This window comes from Roseateles sp. DAIF2, assembly GCF_015624425.1.
Classification (GTDB): Bacteria; Pseudomonadota; Gammaproteobacteria; order Burkholderiales; family Burkholderiaceae_C; genus Kinneretia.
In genome coordinates, this window is the sequence record NZ_CP049919.1 from 2,913,592 (window position 1) to 2,927,722 (window position 14,131).

15 protein-coding genes and 6 tRNA genes are annotated in these 14,131 nt (G+C 67.0%); 9 read left to right on the top strand and 12 right to left on the bottom strand.

Annotation, left to right across the window (positions count from 1 at the left end; genetic code table 11):
• The first annotated feature begins 3 nt into the window (after positions 1–3).
• From gltX to G8A07_RS13270, 7 genes are all read left to right on the top strand, one after another.
• Positions 4–1,425, top strand: coding sequence for a glutamate--tRNA ligase (gene gltX / locus G8A07_RS13240; RefSeq protein ID WP_195797433.1), 1,422 nt, complete (start codon positions 4–6; stop codon positions 1,423–1,425).
• 112 nt (positions 1,426–1,537) lie between these two features.
• A tRNA-Ala gene (locus G8A07_RS13245) sits at positions 1,538–1,613 on the top strand.
• A gap of 36 nt (positions 1,614–1,649) precedes the next feature.
• Positions 1,650–1,725: transfer RNA gene (locus G8A07_RS13250), tRNA-Glu, on the top strand.
• Positions 1,726–1,836: 111 nt separating this feature from the next.
• Positions 1,837–1,913, top strand: a tRNA-Asp gene (locus tag G8A07_RS13255).
• A 90-nt stretch (positions 1,914–2,003) separates the two neighbouring features.
• A tRNA-Ala gene (locus G8A07_RS13260) sits at positions 2,004–2,079 on the top strand.
• A 36-nt stretch (positions 2,080–2,115) separates the two neighbouring features.
• Positions 2,116–2,191: transfer RNA gene (locus tag G8A07_RS13265), tRNA-Glu, on the top strand.
• 38 nt (positions 2,192–2,229) lie between these two features.
• Positions 2,230–2,306 (top strand) — tRNA-Asp (locus G8A07_RS13270).
• A gap of 136 nt (positions 2,307–2,442) precedes the next feature.
• Here G8A07_RS13270 and G8A07_RS13275 read toward each other — a convergent pair.
• Positions 2,443–2,742, bottom strand: a complete 300-nt coding sequence (locus G8A07_RS13275; protein WP_195797434.1) for a helix-hairpin-helix domain-containing protein — start codon at positions 2,740–2,742, stop codon at positions 2,443–2,445.
• A 3-nt stretch (positions 2,743–2,745) separates the two neighbouring features.
• Positions 2,746–3,450 (bottom strand): transcriptional repressor LexA, encoded by a 705-nt coding sequence (gene lexA, locus G8A07_RS13280; protein WP_195797435.1) that lies wholly within the window; start codon positions 3,448–3,450, stop codon positions 2,746–2,748.
• Between the two features lie 93 nt (positions 3,451–3,543).
• Between lexA and G8A07_RS13285 the strand changes: the two genes are divergently transcribed.
• Positions 3,544–4,488, top strand: coding sequence for an asparaginase (locus tag G8A07_RS13285; protein WP_195797436.1), 945 nt, complete (start codon positions 3,544–3,546; stop codon positions 4,486–4,488).
• On the opposite strand, the gene G8A07_RS13290 is transcribed toward G8A07_RS13285, so the two are convergent.
• Positions 4,485–4,910, bottom strand: coding sequence for an organic hydroperoxide resistance protein (locus tag G8A07_RS13290; RefSeq protein ID WP_195797437.1), 426 nt, complete (start codon positions 4,908–4,910; stop codon positions 4,485–4,487). The genes G8A07_RS13285 and G8A07_RS13290 overlap by 4 nt on opposite strands.
• 16 nt (positions 4,911–4,926) lie before the next feature.
• Positions 4,927–5,439, bottom strand: coding sequence for a MarR family winged helix-turn-helix transcriptional regulator (locus G8A07_RS13295; RefSeq protein WP_195797438.1), 513 nt, complete (start codon positions 5,437–5,439; stop codon positions 4,927–4,929).
• Positions 5,440–5,518: 79 nt separating this feature from the next.
• On the opposite strand from G8A07_RS13295, the gene G8A07_RS13300 reads away from it, so the two are divergent.
• Entirely contained in the window at positions 5,519–5,872 is a 354-nt protein-coding gene (locus tag G8A07_RS13300) for a DUF1304 domain-containing protein (RefSeq protein ID WP_195797439.1), read from the top strand.
• On the opposite strand, the gene G8A07_RS13305 is transcribed toward G8A07_RS13300, so the two are convergent.
• The 8 genes from G8A07_RS13305 to queF form a co-directional block, all read right to left on the bottom strand.
• Positions 5,873–7,864 carry an ABC-F family ATP-binding cassette domain-containing protein gene (locus tag G8A07_RS13305; RefSeq protein WP_195797440.1) on the bottom strand — a complete coding sequence of 664 codons (1,992 nt, stop codon included), beginning with the start codon at positions 7,862–7,864 and terminating at the stop codon, positions 5,873–5,875. It abuts the gene before it with no gap.
• 29 nt (positions 7,865–7,893) lie between these two features.
• On the bottom strand, positions 7,894–8,742 hold the full coding sequence (gene prmB / locus G8A07_RS13310) for a 50S ribosomal protein L3 N(5)-glutamine methyltransferase (RefSeq protein WP_213086302.1): 849 nt from the start codon (positions 8,740–8,742) through the stop codon (positions 7,894–7,896).
• A 20-nt stretch (positions 8,743–8,762) separates the two neighbouring features.
• A complete protein-coding gene (gene dapE, locus G8A07_RS13315; RefSeq protein WP_195797442.1) occupies positions 8,763–9,914 on the bottom strand; it encodes a succinyl-diaminopimelate desuccinylase in 1,152 nt (383 codons plus the stop codon).
• A gap of 33 nt (positions 9,915–9,947) precedes the next feature.
• The gene (locus tag G8A07_RS13320) at positions 9,948–11,120 is read right to left on the bottom strand and encodes a PilT/PilU family type 4a pilus ATPase (protein ID WP_195797443.1); all 1,173 of its coding nucleotides are present in this window, start codon (positions 11,118–11,120) and stop codon (positions 9,948–9,950) included.
• 71 nt (positions 11,121–11,191) lie between these two features.
• Positions 11,192–12,010 carry a 2,3,4,5-tetrahydropyridine-2,6-dicarboxylate N-succinyltransferase gene (gene dapD, locus G8A07_RS13325; protein WP_195797444.1) on the bottom strand — a complete coding sequence of 273 codons (819 nt, stop codon included), beginning with the start codon at positions 12,008–12,010 and terminating at the stop codon, positions 11,192–11,194.
• An 11-nt stretch (positions 12,011–12,021) separates the two neighbouring features.
• Positions 12,022–13,224 (bottom strand): succinyldiaminopimelate transaminase, encoded by a 1,203-nt coding sequence (gene dapC / locus G8A07_RS13330; protein ID WP_195797445.1) that lies wholly within the window; start codon positions 13,222–13,224, stop codon positions 12,022–12,024.
• 48 nt (positions 13,225–13,272) lie between these two features.
• Positions 13,273–13,698, bottom strand: coding sequence for an SET domain-containing protein (locus G8A07_RS13335; protein ID WP_195797446.1), 426 nt, complete (start codon positions 13,696–13,698; stop codon positions 13,273–13,275).
• The gene (queF, locus tag G8A07_RS13340) at positions 13,699–14,130 is read right to left on the bottom strand and encodes a preQ(1) synthase (protein WP_195797754.1); all 432 of its coding nucleotides are present in this window, start codon (positions 14,128–14,130) and stop codon (positions 13,699–13,701) included. It abuts the gene before it with no gap.
• Position 14,131 lies beyond the last annotated feature (1 nt).

The following is a 14,131-nucleotide window of genomic DNA, read 5'->3' on the forward strand; positions in this document are numbered from 1 at the left end:
CACATGAGCCAACAAGCAATCCGCACCCGCATCGCGCCGTCGCCGACCGGTTTCCTGCATCTGGGCACGGCCCGCACCGCGCTGTTTTCCTGGGCCTATGCCCGCCACCATGGCGGCCAGTTCGTGCTGCGCATCGAGGACACCGATGTGGCCCGCTCGACCCAGGATTCGGTCGAACAGATCCTGGCCGCGATGAAGTGGCTGGGCCTTGAGTACGACGAAGGTCCGGTCTATCAGATGCAGCGCCTGGAGCGCTACCAGGCCGTGATCGACCAGATGATCGCCGCCGGCACGGCCTACCGCTGCTACTGCACGCCCGAGGAGCTGGAGGCGATGAAGGCCGGCCAGGAGGCGCGCGGCGAGAAGCGCCGCTACGACGGCACCTGGCGCCCCGAGGCGGGCAAGGTGCTGCCGCCGGTGCCCGCGGGCATCAAGCCGGTCGTGCGCTTCAAGAACCCGGTCGACGGCGACGTCAGCTGGGAGGATCTGGTCAAGGGCACCATCACGATCAGCAATCGCGAGATCGACGACCTGATCATCCAGCGCCCGCCCGCGGCCGACGCGCCCGAGGGCACCCTGGGCGTGCCGACCTACAACTTTGCGGTGGTGGTCGACGACTGGGACATGGCGATCACCCAGGTCTTCCGCGGCGACGAGCACATCAACAACACGCCCTGGCAGATCAATATCTTCAAGGCCCTGGGCGCGCCGCTGCCGGCCTTCGGCCATCTGCCCATCATCCTGGGCGACGACGGCCTGAAGCTCTCCAAGCGCCGTGGCGCGGTCAGCGTCACCGCCTATGAAGAAGACGGCTATCTGCCCGAGGCGATGCTGAACTATCTGTCGCGCCTGGGCTGGAGCCATGGCGACGACGAGCTGTTCTCGCGCGAGCAACTGGTCAGCTGGTTCGACGGCACGCACCTGTCCAAGAGCCCGGCCCAATGGGACCCGGCCAAGCTGGAATGGGTCAATAGCCAGTACATCAAGCAGGCCGACGATGCGCGCCTGGCCGCGCTGGTCGAGGCGCAGCTGGCCAAGCGCGGCATCGCGGCACCGGCCGCGCGCCTGGTGGCCCCCTGCGCGCTGTTCAAGGATCGCTGCGCGACCACGGTGGTGCTGGCCGACTGGCTGAGCATGTATTTCGCGCCGGTGATGCCCGCGGCCGAAGACCTGACCACGCATGTCACCGACGCGGTGAAGCCCGCGCTGGCGGCGCTGGCCGACAAGTTCGCCGACCTCGAATGGAACAAGGCCGCGATCCAGGCCGCGATCAAGGAAACCATCGGCGCCTTCGGCCTGAAGATGCCGCAACTGGCGATCCCGGTGCGCGTGCTGGTGTGCGGTCGCGCGCAGACACCGTCGGTCGATGCGGTGCTGGAACTGTTCGACAAAGAAATTGTCATCAAACGCTTGCGCAGCGTCTGAAAATCGTTCTATAATCTTTTTCTCGCTTGAACAGCGCGACACACAAAGAATCGCAGCAGCCAGGAGAACCAAGCCGCAAGGCAAGGATTCAAAAAGCCGCTGTAGATCCTGAGGGGGTATAGCTCAGCTGGGAGAGCGCTTGCATGGCATGCAAGAGGTCAGCGGTTCGATCCCGCTTACCTCCACCAGATTTTCTGGTGGCGCGCAGTTCAAGAAGGCATATTGCCTCGTTCGTCTAGAGGCCTAGGACACCACCCTTTCACGGTGGCTACAGGGGTTCGAATCCCCTACGAGGTACCAATTCTTTTTGGATTGGAAAATACGTCGAAAGACGAACAAGTTTGATAAACTTGGTGATTGAAGCAGATTATTGATATATAATCTGAAAAGATTACGAATTTATTCCACTGCGGAGTGGTAGTTCAGTTGGTTAGAATACCGGCCTGTCACGCCGGGGGTCGCGGGTTCGAGCCCCGTCCACTCCGCCAAGGTTTGCAGATGCAAACGGCCATTAAGTTGGCCGTTTGTATTTAAAATGAGATATAATAGATACGCTTGAACGGCGCGTTACCCGATAAGGGGGTATAGCTCAGCTGGGAGAGCGCTTGCATGGCATGCAAGAGGTCAGCGGTTCGATCCCGCTTACCTCCACCAAAATTCTGGTGGCGCGCGGTTCAGGTAGATTTTATTGCCTCGTTCGTCTAGAGGCCTAGGACACCACCCTTTCACGGTGGCTACAGGGGTTCGAATCCCCTACGAGGTACCAGTTTGATGAATACGCTAGACGGTATTCATCGCCACTGCGGAGTGGTAGTTCAGTTGGTTAGAATACCGGCCTGTCACGCCGGGGGTCGCGGGTTCGAGCCCCGTCCACTCCGCCAAAATATTGAAGCCCCGAGTATGTAGATACTCGGGGCTTTTTCTTTGCTGGTTTGGATTCAATAGCCGAAGGCATGTGGAGATTCCTCGCGCCTTGCGATGCCCGGGTCCGGGTGTAAATATCGGCCGTGGCGTCGTTCAAACCTGCCCGTAAACCAGCTTGCGCTCCGCCGTGTAATGCCACCAGGGTTTGGCTGGCGCGCCGCGCATGAAATCGACCGCGGCCATCAGGGTGTCGAGCACACAGGGATCCTGGCGCTGCTCGGTGATCACGCACAGCTGCTGGTAGAGCACGAAGGCATCGCGGCCACGCAGCTGCTGCGGCGTTTGGATGCCTAGCAGGCGCAGGTCGGCCGCCATGGCCGGGCCGATGTTGGGAATCTGCTCGAGGCTCGCGCAGTCCTCACAATGCCGGGCCTTCGCGGCGGCTGCGGCCATCGCTCAGAAGCTCAGCGAGTTGCGGATCAGGCCGACCGCATGGCCCTCGATCGCGAAATCGTCCTGCGGCGTTACCTGGATGGGTTCGAAGTCGGCGTTCTCGGGCAGCAGGCTGATGCCGTCGCGACGTTTCTGGTAGCGCTTGACCGTGACCTCATCGCCGATGCGGGCCACGACGATCTGGCCGTTCTTGGCCTCGCTGGCCTTCTGCACCGCGAGCAGGTCGCCATCGATGATGCCGATGTCCTTCATGCTCATGCCCTTGACCTTCAGCAGGAAGTCCGGCCGGCGGGCGAACATGCCGGCCTCGACCGTGTAGCTCTGCTCGATATGTTCCTGCGCCAGGATCGGCGCGCCGGCGGCGACGCGGCCGATCAGCGGCAAGGTCAGCTGCGCCAGGCTGGCCAGGGGCAGGGCGAACTGCATCTGCTCCTCGCGCAGGCGGCGCTCCTGGCGTTCCTGGTTCAGCGCGCGCAATGTGTCAGACTTCAGCCGGATGCCGCGCGAGGTGCCGCCGACCAGTTCGATCACGCCCTTGCGGGCCAGGGCCTGCAGATGTTCCTCGGCCGCGTTGGCGGAGCGGAAACCCAGTTCGGCCGCGATCTCGGCCCGGGTGGGCGGGGCGCCGGTGGTTTCGATGGCTTCGCGCACGAGATCGAAGATCTGCTGCTGTCGGGCGGTGAGTTTGGGGCTGCTGTTATCGTCCACGAGGCACCTCGCTGGCGGTGTTGGTAAGGGCGGTTCTTTGCTTTCTTATCGTCTGAGTATATATCCAGTAACTGTTCATTTATCCAGGAATCAATGAGCTCCTCGAACAACAGCAATCTCGTGGTGATTCTGGGCACCGGCGGCACCATTGCCGGCCGGGCGGCGCAGGCCTCGGACAATGTCGGCTACAAGGCCGCCGAACTCGGCGTGCAGCAGCTGCTCGACGCGATCCCGGCCCTGGCCGGCCGGCCGCTGGAGGCCGAGCAGCTGGCCCAGCTCGACAGCAAGGACATGGATTTCGCCACCTGGCAGAAGCTGGCGCGGCGCGTGGCCGAGCATCTGGCGCGGCCGGAGGTCGCGGGCCTGGTGATCACCCACGGTACCGACACCCTGGAAGAGACCGCGTTCTTCCTGCAGCGGGTGCTGGCGCCGGCCAAGCCGGTGGTGCTGACCGCGGCGATGCGCCCGGCCACCGCGCTGCAGACCGACGGACCGCAGAACCTGCTGGATGCGGTGGCGGTCGCGGTGCATCCCGGCGCGCGCGGCGTGCTGACGGTGTTCGCTGGCGCGATCCATAGCGCAGAGCAGGTGCGCAAGGTGCACAGCTACAAGGTCGAGGCCTTCGCCTCCAGCGACGGCGCGCTGCTGGGGCTGGTGGAGGAGGGCGTGCTGCGCCTGCTGGGCGCCTGGCCTGCGGCGGGCGATGGACTGGGATTGGCGCGTATCGAGGCGCGCGCCGCCACGGCATGGCCGCGGGTGCAGATCCTCTTGAACCATGTGGGCGCCGATGGCGCCCTGGTGCGCGCGCTGCTGGCGCAGGGCGTGGACGGGCTGGTGGTGGCCGGCACCGGCAACGGCACCCTGAGCCACGCGCTGGAGGCGGCGCTGCGCGAAGCGCGCTCGGCCGGCGTGAAGGTGCTGCGCAGCACCCGCTGCGATGCCGGACCGGTGATGGAAAGCGCCGGCGCTCTCCCGAGCGCCGGCGCCTTGAGTCCGGTGAAGGCCCGCGTCCAGCTGCTGCTGGACTTGTTGGCTTAGACCAGGTTCAGCGTCACGTCGATATTGCCGCGGGTCGCGTTCGAGTAGGGGCAGACCTGGTGGGCGGCGTTCACCAGCTCCTGCGCGACGGCGCGGTCCACGCCCGGCACCGAGATGTTCAGCGTGGCCTGGATGCCGAAGCCGGCCGGGATCGGGCCAATGCCCACCTCGGCGGTGATGGACACCTCGGACGGCAGTGCGATCTTCTTGGCGCCGGCGACATGCTTGAGCGCGCCGATAAAGCAGGCCGAATAGCCGGCCGCGAACAGCTGCTCGGGATTGGTGCCCGGGCCGCCGGGGCCGCCCAGTTCCTTGGGCGTGGACAGGGTAACGTTCAGCGCGCCGTCCGAGCTGGACGAGCTGCCTTGGCGGCCGCCGGTGGAGGTGGCGGTGGCGGTGTAGAGGACTTTGTCGAGTGCCATGATGGGTTTCTTCCTTCTATCGGTCGGTGGTGGTGGGTGAGGGGGATGAAGGCTCGGCGCCGGCCAGCCGCTGGCGCAGCTCATGCAGGCGTCGGGTCAGGGAACTCAGTTCTTCCAGCGGGCAGGCGGCCGCGCAGGCCAGCCGGGGCGGGATGTCCTGCGCCTGCTGCCGCAGGTCGCGGCCGGCCGCGGTCAGCAGGATGTCGACCCGGCGCTCGTCCTCGGCGGCGCGCCGGCGCTCGATCAGGCCGGCGGCCTCGATGCGCTTGAGCAGCGGCGTCAGGGTGCCGGAGTCCAGCGACAGGCGTTGGCCCAGGGTGGAAACGCTGATGCCATCCTGCTCCCAAAGCACCAGCATCACCAGATACTGCGGATAGGTCAGGCCCAGCGGCTCCAGCATCGGCTTGTAGAGCTTGGTCATCGCCAGCGAACTCGAGTACAGCGCAAAGCACAGCTGCTGGTCCAGGCGCAGCCAGTCGACGTCGGCCGGGAGCGCCGGTTTGCTTGCGGGGGTCTTGCTGCGTGCCATGGCTGTTAATGTAGTTGGCAATTAAATTGCGTACAACTTAAATGGTTATTCGCCCAACGAGGAACGGGGAGCTACCTTGATGACGATCGTCGCGAACCTGCTGGTGGGGCTGGTGGCCCTGATCCATCTCTACATCCTGCTGCTGGAGATGTTCTGGTGGACCACGCCGAAGGGCCGCAAGGCCTTCGGGCTGACGCCGGAGTTCGCCGAGGCCACGAAGGTGCTGGCGGCGAACCAGGGCCTGTACAACGGCTTCCTGGCCGCGGGCCTGCTCTGGGGGCTGGCGCGCGGCGATGTACCGACGCAGCTGTTCTTCCTGGGTTGCGTGCTGGTGGCCGGGCTCTATGGCGCGGCGACGGCCAGCCGCAAGATCCTCTATGTGCAGGCGCTGCCGGCGATCATCGCGATCGCCGGCGTGTTGGCAGCGTGGTGATCAGGCCGAGGCCTGGATCGCATCGACCTCGGCGCTGAGCTCCAGCCAGCGCAGCTCGGCGGCCTCGAGCTCGTCGTGGATCGCCTTCAGGCGCTTGCCGGACTCGACGATCTGGGCCGCCGCGGCCGTGCCAGCCGCCAGCTGGGCCTCGATGGCCTGGCGCTCGTCGGCCAGCTTGTTCAGCTTGGCGTCGATGGCCTCCATCTCCTTGCGCAGTGGTTTCGTCTGCTCGGCCAGGCGCTGGCGGGCCTGGCCGCTGGCCTTGCGGTCCTCGCGCTTGAATACCGCCGGCGCGGCCGGCTCGGGAGCGGGCGCCGCAACGGCGGCGGCGGCGACGGGCGCGGGTGCCGCAGCCGCCCCTTTCTTCGCGGCCTCCTTGGCCAGCTTGGCCGCCTCCTTGGACTGCTCGAGCAGCCATTTCTGATAGTCGTCCAGGTCGCCGTCGAAGGGGCCGACGCCGCCCTTGGTGACCAGCCAGAACTCGTCGCACACCTCGCGCAAGAGCGCGCGATCATGGCTGACCAGCATCACCGTGCCCTCGAACTCGTTCAGCGCCATGGACAGCGCCTCGCGGGTCTGCAGGTCCAGGTGGTTGGTCGGCTCGTCCAGCAGCAGCAGGTTGGGGCGCTGCCAGACCAGCATCGCCAGCACCAGGCGCGCCTTCTCGCCGCCGGAGAGGCTGCCCACCGCCTGGTTCACCATGTCGCCGACGAAGCGGAACTGGCCCAGGAAGTCGCGCAGCTCCTGCTCGCGCGCGCCCGGGCTCACCTCCTTGGCCAGCCGGATCATGTGCGACAGCGGCCCTTCCTCGGGCCGCAGCACATCCATCTCCTGCTGCGCGAAATAGCCGATCGACAGGCCCTTGCCCTCGGTGATCTTGCCACCCATCGCGCGCTGCATGCGCGCCACCGTCTTCACCACCGTCGACTTGCCCTGGCCGTTGGCGCCCAGGATGCCGATGCGCTGGCCGGCCAACACCGAGCGGTCGATGCCGCGCACGATGATCTTCTCGCCCTCGTCGGTGTCGTAGCCGCAGGCCACCTCGTCGAACATCAGCATCGGGTTCGGCAGGCTGACCGGTTCGCGGAACTCGAAGCTGAAGTCCGAAGCGGTGAGCACCGGCGCCAGCTTCTCCATGCGCTCCAGCGCCTTGACGCGGCTCTGCGCCTGCTTGGCCTTGCTGGCCTTGGCCTTGAAGCGGTCGATGAACTTCTGCAGGTGCGCCATGCGGTCCTGCTGTTTCTCGAACGCGGCCTGCTGCAGCACCATGCGCTCGGCGCGCATCGCCTCGAACGCGGTGTAGTTGCCGCCGTAGCGCATCAGCTTGGCCTCGTCCAGATGCAGGGTCACCTTGGTGATCGCATCGAGGAATTCGCGGTCATGGCTGATGATGATCAGGGTGCCGTCGTAGCGCTGCAGCCAGGCTTCCAGCCAGACCAGGGCGTCCAGGTCCAAATGGTTGGTCGGCTCGTCCAGCAGCATCAGGTCGGCCGGGCACATCAGCGCGCGCGCCAGTTGCAGGCGCATACGCCAGCCGCCGGAGAAGCTGTTCACCGGCGCATCGACCTGATCGCCCTTGAAGCCCAGGCCCATCAGCAGGGCCTGCGCGCGCGGCTTGGCGTCGAAGGCGCCGGCGTCCATCAGCAGGCCATGGGCATCGGCCATCGCATGGCCATCCTCGGCCGCTTCCGCGTCGGCCAGGGCCTGGCGCGCGGCCATCAGGCGCGTGTCGCCCTCCAGCACGAAGTCGGTGGCCGGCATGTCGGTCTCGGGCATGTTCTGCGCGACCTCGCCGACGGCCCATTGGCGCGGGATCTCGACCTCGCCCTTGTCCGATTGCAGGCGGTCGGTCAGCAGTGCGAACAGGCTGGACTTGCCGGCGCCGTTGCGGCCCACCAGGCCGATCTTCTCGCCGGGCTGCAGGGTGACGCTGGCATCGTCCAGGACGATCTTGGTGCCGCGGCGCAGCGTGATGTTCTTCAGTTGGATCATGGGGAAAACTGCTTCTTCTGTTCTTGTACTCAGGCGGCCAGGGTCAGCGCCTCGCGCGTGATCAGGCAGACCTGATCGGCACCGGACGAGGTCTCCATCCAGGCCACCGCCAGGCCGGGGAAGGCCGCTTCGAAGAAGGGGCGCTCGTTGCCGATCTCCAGCACCAGTACGCCGTCCTCGCTGAGGTGTGCGGGCGCGGCGGCCAGCAGGCCGCGCACGAAGTCCATGCCGTCGGTGCCGCCGGCCAGGGCCAGCTCGGGCTCGGCGCGGTACTCGGCCGGCAGGGCGGCCATCGAGCCGCTGTTGACATAGGGCGGGTTGCACAGGATCAGGTCGTAGACCTTGCCCGCGGCGGGTGCCAGGCCATCGCCCTGCAGCAGCCGGATGCGATCCTGCAGCCCATGCCTGTCGACATTGATGCGGGCCACGGCCAGCGCCTCCGCGCTCAGATCGATCCCGTCCACGCTGACCTCGGGCCAGGCCAGCGCGGCCAGCACGGCCAGGCTGCCGTTGCCGGTGCACAGGTCCAGCACCTGGGTGGTCTGTTCCGACAGCCAGGCGTCGATGCTGGCATCGGCGATCAGCTCGGCGATGAAGGAGCGCGGCACGATCGCGCGCTCGTCGATATAGAAGGGCACGCCCTGCAGCCAGGCCTCGCGGGTCAGGTAGGCGGCGGGCTTGCGCGTCGCGATGCGCTCGTCCACCAGCGCGGCGATCTGCGCCAACTGCTCCGGGGTCAGGTCTTGCTCGGCATGCTCGTCGAGCGCATCCAGCGGCAGGGCGAGGCGCCACAGCGCCAGCCAGGCGGCCTCGTCGAAGGCATTGGCCGTGCCATGCCCAAACGAAACGCCCGCCTCGGTCAGGCGGGCGGCTTGCATCTCGATGCAGGAGATCAGGTTCACAGCAGCAGGTTCTCCAGCGTGCGTCGGTAGATGTTCTTCAGCGGCTCGATGCAGTCGGCCGGCACGTTCTCGTCGATCTTGTGGATCGTCGCGTTGATCGGGCCGAACTCCAGCACCTCTTGGCAGATCTTGGCCAGGAAGCGGCCGTCCGAGGTGCCGCCGGTGGTGGACAGCTCGGGCGTCAGGCCGGTCTCGGCCAGGATGGCGCCGCGCACCGCATCGCTCAGGGTGCCGATCGGGGTCAGGAAGGGCTCACCGCCCAGGGTCCAGGCCAGCTCGTACTCCAGGCCATGGCGCTCCAGCAGGGTGGCGACGCGATGCTTCAGGCCCTCCGGGGTCGATTCGGTCGAGAAGCGGAAGTTGAAGTCGATCACGACCTCGCCCGGGATCACATTGGTCGCGCCGGTGCCGGCGTGGATGTTGGAGATCTGGAAGGTGGTGGCCGGGAAATAGTCGTTGCCGCGATCCCATTCGGTCGCGGCCAGCTCGGCCAGCGCGGGCGCGGCCTGGTGCACCGGGTTGCGCGCCAGATGCGGGTAGGCCACATGGCCCTGGATGCCGCGCACCTTCAGCTTGCCGGACAGGGTGCCGCGACGGCCGTTCTTGACCATGTCGCCGAGCTTTTCCACCGAGGTGGGCTCGCCGACGATGCAGTAGTCCAGGCGCTGTTGCCGCGCCTTCAGCCGCTCGCAGCAGACCACCGTGCCGTCGACGGCCGGACCTTCCTCGTCGCTGGTCAGCAGGAAGGCGACGCTGCCCGCGTGGGCCGGATGGGCGGCGACGAATTCCTCGGCCGCGACCACCATCGCGGCCACCGAGCTCTTCATGTCCGCCGCGCCGCGGCCATAGAGGCGGCCATTGCGGTAGCTGGGCACGAAGGGATCGCTGGCCCAGCTGTCGAGCTTGCCCGGCGGCACCACGTCGGTGTGCCCGGCGAACAGCAGCACCGGCGCCGCATCGCCGGCGCTGCCGCGCCTGATGGCCCAGAGGTTGGCGACGCGGAAGTCGGCCGGGCCGCTGTCCATGCGCTCGATCTCGAAGCCGCAGCGGCCCAGGCGCTCGGCGATCAGGTCCTGGCAGCCGGCATCGTCCGGCGTCACCGAGGGGCGGGCGATCAGGGCTTCGAGCAGGGCAAGGGTCTGGCTCATCGTGAGGTCGTCGTCTGTCGGTTCTTGTCGTCGTTATTCCGGGCGCACGTCGAGCGTGATCTCGGTGAAGCTGGCCTGGTCGCTGGCCGGCTCTTCGGCCTTGCCATTGGCCTTGGCGGCCTGCGGGTCGCTGTCGTTCTGCAGGCGCCACAGCAGATTGGTCGGCGAGTCGGCGAACAGCAGGCCTTCCTCGCGAGTGATCACGCCGTCCTTGATCAGGCGGGCGAAATGCTCCTCGAAGCTCTGCGAGCCCTCGGCGATCGATTTCTCCATCGCCTCCTTGACGCCACCGAAGTCGCCCTGCTCGATCAGCTCGGACACCAGCTTGGTGTTCAGCAGGATCTCGGTGACCGGCACGCGGCCGCCGGCGCTCGCGCGCACCAGACGCTGCGAGACCACCGCCTTCAGGCCCGCGCCCAGGTCGTTGAGCAACGCGGGGCGCGACTCGGGCGTGTAGAAGGACAGGATGCGGTTCAGCGCGTGGTAGCTGTTGTTGCCATGCAGGGTCGCGACGACCAGATGGCCGGACAGCGCATAGGAGATCGCCGCGGTCATGGTCTCGCGGTCGCGGATCTCGCCGATCAGGATGCAGTCCGGCGACTGGCGCAGCGCGTTCTTCAGCGCGATCTGCAGGGAGGCGGTGTCGCGCCCGACCTCGCGCTGGTTCACCACCGAGCGCTTGTTGGTGAACAGGTACTCCAGCGGATCCTCGATCGTCAGGATATGGCCGGCCATGGTCTGGTTGCGCTGCTCCAGCATCGCGGCGAGCGTGGTGCTCTTGCCGGTGCCGGTGGCGCCCACCATCAGGATCAGACCGCGCTTCTCCTGGATCAGCTTGCCGAGGATCGGCGGCAGATTCAGGCTCTCCAGCGTCGGGATGTTGTGCGGGATGTGGCGGAACACCGCCGCGATCGAGCCGCGCTGGCGGAAGGCCGACAGCCGGAAGCTGCCGACCTTGGGGATCGCCACCGCCATGTTCAGCTCGCCGGTGGCGTCGACCTCGGCCAGTTGGCCGGGGTCGATCACCTCGGCGATCAGCTGGCGCGGCTGGCTCGGCGACAGCAGCTGGTCGGAGAGCTGCAGCATCTGCCCGTTGATGCGGATCAGCACCGGCATATTGGCCGACAGGTAACAGTCCGAGGCACCCTTGTCGGCCATCAGGCGCAGGATGCGCTCCATGTTTCCGTTGTTGCTGCTGCTACTCATGCTTGGCTTGCCTTCCGGTCGGTGGCGCGAGGGGAGCGGTCATGGGCCGGGCCGCGGGGCCCGGCCGATGATCAGGCGCGCAGCAGGTCGTTGATGCTGGTCTTGGCGCGGGTGCCGGCGTCAACCTTCTTGACGATGATCGCGGCGTAGAGGCTGTACTTGCCGTCGTTCTTCGGCAGCGAGCCGCTGATCACGACCGAGCCGGCCGGCACGCGGCCGTAGGAGACGGTATCGGTCTCGCGGTCGTAGATCGGGGTGCTCTGGCCGATGTAGACGCCCATCGAGATCACCGAGTTCTCCTCGACGATCACGCCCTCGACCACCTCGGAGCGGGCGCCGATGAAGCAGTTGTCCTCGATGATGGTCGGGTTGGCCTGCAGCGGCTCCAGCACGCCGCCGATGCCGACGCCGCCGGAGAGATGCACGTTTTTGCCGATCTGCGCGCAGGAACCGACGGTGGCCCAGGTGTCGACCATCGTGCCCTCGTCGACATAGGCGCCGATGTTGACGTAGCTGGGCATCAGGATCACGTTCTTGGCCTGGAAGCTGCCGCGACGCGCGACGGCCGGCGGCACCACGCGCACGCCGCTGGCGCGGATCGCATCCTCGCTCAGCTGGCCGTACTTGCTGGGCACCTTGTCAAAGAAGGTCAGCGCGCCGTCGCCCATCAGCTGGTTGTCGTTCAGGCGGAAGGACAGCAGCACCGCCTTCTTGACCCATTGGTGCACGGTCCACTGGCCCACGCCCTGGCGCTCGGCCACGCGCAGACGGCCGGCGTCCAGCTCGCCGATCACATGGTCGACGGCCTCGCGCACCGCACCGGTGCTGCTGGTGTTCAGGGAGGCACGGTCTTCCCAGGCCTGTTCGATGGTGGTCTGCAGTTGCGTCATGACGATGGAGCTCACAGGAGCGATTTGAAGGAACGGGTGAATTCGGCGATGCGCTGGGCCGCCTCGAGGCATTCGGCCGTCTCGGCCACCAGGGCCAGGCGGATGCGGCCGGCACCCGGGTTGATGCCATGGGCCTCGCGGGCCAGCAGGCTGCCCGGCAGCACCGCGACATTGTATTGAGCCAGCAGCTGCTGGGCGAAGGCGATGTCGTCGCCACCGGGCACGGCCGCCCAGAGGTAGAAGCTCGCGTCCGGCAGCGCCACGTCCAGCTCGGCGGCCAGCAGCGGCGTGACCTGGGCGAACTTGGCGCGGTACTGCTCGCGGTTGGCGACCACATGGGCCTCGTCGTTCCAGGCGGCGATGCTGGCGGCCTGCACCATCGGGTTCATCGCGCTGCCATGGTAGGTGCGGTAGAGCAGGAACTTCTTGATGATGGCGGCGTCGCCGGCGACGAAGCCCGAGCGCATGCCCGGCACATTGCTGCGCTTGGAGAGGCTGGTGAAGGCGATCAGATTGCGGAAGTCGCTGCGGCCCAGCTTGACCGCGGCCTCCAGGCCGGAGAGCGGCGGCTCGTCGCGGAAGTAGATCTCGGAGTAGCACTCGTCCGAGGCGATCACGAAGCCATGCTGGTCGCTCAGCGCGAACAGCGCCTCCCACTCGGCCAGCGGCATCACCGCGCCGGTCGGGTTGCCGGGCGAGCAGGTGTAGAGCAGCTGGGTGCGGGCCCAGGTGGCTTCGTCGATCTCGGCCCAGTTGGCCGCGAAGTTGCGGGCCGGGTCGCTGTTGGCAAAGGCGGTCCGCGCGCCGGCCAGCAGGGCTGCGCCCTCGTAGATCTGATAGAAGGGATTCGGGCAGACCACGGTGGCGCCGGGCCGGCTCGGATCGATCACGGTCTGCGCCAGCGCGAACAGCGCCTCGCGCGAGCCGTTGACCGGCAGCACCTGGCTGGCCGCATCGAGCTGCAGGCCGTAGCGGCGCGCCAGCCAGCCGCTGATCGCCTCGCGCAGCCTGGGCTCGCCGGCGGTGGCGGGATAGGCCGCCAGGCTCTTCAGGCTGCCCACCAGCGCGTCCTCGACCAGCCGCGGCGCCGGATGCTTGGGCTCGCCGATCCCCAGGCTGATCGGACGGTAGGCCGGGTTCGGCGTGATGTCCTTGGTCAGCGCGCGCAGGCGCTCGAAGGGATAGGGATGGAGCTTGTCCAGCAGGGGATTCATCGCGAGCAGATCACGGGCAAGAGAGGAGGGGCGGGAGGCGGATCGCCATCATAGCCAGCCGGCGCAGTCCGGCTGGCCGCAGCGGCAGGCCAGCCGGCCCTCATGGTGGGTTGCGCCATAGCCGACCGTGATCTCCTCGTCCGGCGCGATCGCGCGGGCGGCGAAGATCTCGATCGCGCCCTGCTCGACGCGGATCAGGGCGTTGGGCCGACAGCTGTGGTTGGTGAAGCGCAGCGCGTCCTCGCTGCGGGTGGCGTCGATCGCGCGGCTCTCGCTCAGCTCCACCAGCATGATGCGCTGGCGCCCGCTGGCGCGGCGCCGGCCCTCGGCGACCGTGATCGCCTCGCCGGTCAGCGCGCCGATGCGCGCCCCCGCAGCCAGCGGCTCGGCCGCGAACACGCCATAGCCATCGATGCGGCTGCGCCGCACCGCGACGGCGACGGACAGATTGGCCGAGCTGGTGGGAATGCCCAATTAGCGCAGCAGACCGGATTCGAAGCCGTGCGCCGGCAGGTCGATCTTCGGCTCGGGCTTCCAGCCCTTCTTGCGGTGCTCGACCACGACATTGGTGTAGATGCCGCCGCGCACATACCACTTGGCGGTGATGCGCAGGAAACGCGGATTGGTGACCTTGACGATGTCTTCCAGGATGGTGTTGGTCACCTTCTCATGGAAGGCACCCTCGTGGCGGTAGCTCCAGAAGTACATCTTCAGGCTCTTCAGCTCGACGCAATGCTTGTCCGCGATCATGTCGATCGTGAAATGCGCGAAGTCGGGCTGGCCGGTCAGCGGGCAGTGGCAGGTGAACTCGGGCACCTGGAACTGGATCACGTAGTCGCGCTGCGGGGCCGGGTTCGGGAACACATGCAGTTCCTTCGAGGGCGCCGAGGGCGGGTTCGGGGGCATC

Excerpts from the sequence above, each read along its gene's own strand:
- dapE (WP_195797442.1), bottom strand. The coding sequence starts at position 9,914 with ATGAGCCAGACCCTTGCCCTGCTCGAAGCCCTGATCGCCCGCCCCTCG.
- queF (WP_195797754.1), bottom strand. The coding sequence starts at position 14,130 with ATGCCCCCGAACCCGCCCTCGGCGCCCTCGAAGGAACTGCATGTGTTC.
- gltX (WP_195797433.1), top strand. The coding sequence starts at position 4 with ATGAGCCAACAAGCAATCCGCACCCGCATCGCGCCGTCGCCGACCGGT.
- prmB (WP_213086302.1), bottom strand. The coding sequence starts at position 8,742 with ATGCAAGCCGCCCGCCTGACCGAGGCGGGCGTTTCGTTTGGGCATGGC.
- G8A07_RS13285 (WP_195797436.1), top strand. The coding sequence starts at position 3,544 with ATGAGCTCCTCGAACAACAGCAATCTCGTGGTGATTCTGGGCACCGGC.
- G8A07_RS13290 (WP_195797437.1), bottom strand. The coding sequence starts at position 4,910 with ATGGCACTCGACAAAGTCCTCTACACCGCCACCGCCACCTCCACCGGC.
- G8A07_RS13305 (WP_195797440.1), bottom strand. The coding sequence starts at position 7,864 with ATGATCCAACTGAAGAACATCACGCTGCGCCGCGGCACCAAGATCGTC.
- G8A07_RS13275 (WP_195797434.1), bottom strand. The coding sequence starts at position 2,742 with ATGGCCGCAGCCGCCGCGAAGGCCCGGCATTGTGAGGACTGCGCGAGC.
- dapD (WP_195797444.1), bottom strand. The coding sequence starts at position 12,010 with ATGACGCAACTGCAGACCACCATCGAACAGGCCTGGGAAGACCGTGCC.
- dapC (WP_195797445.1), bottom strand. The coding sequence starts at position 13,224 with ATGAATCCCCTGCTGGACAAGCTCCATCCCTATCCCTTCGAGCGCCTG.
- G8A07_RS13320 (WP_195797443.1), bottom strand. The coding sequence starts at position 11,120 with ATGAGTAGCAGCAGCAACAACGGAAACATGGAGCGCATCCTGCGCCTG.
- G8A07_RS13295 (WP_195797438.1), bottom strand. The coding sequence starts at position 5,439 with ATGGCACGCAGCAAGACCCCCGCAAGCAAACCGGCGCTCCCGGCCGAC.
- G8A07_RS13300 (WP_195797439.1), top strand. The coding sequence starts at position 5,519 with ATGACGATCGTCGCGAACCTGCTGGTGGGGCTGGTGGCCCTGATCCAT.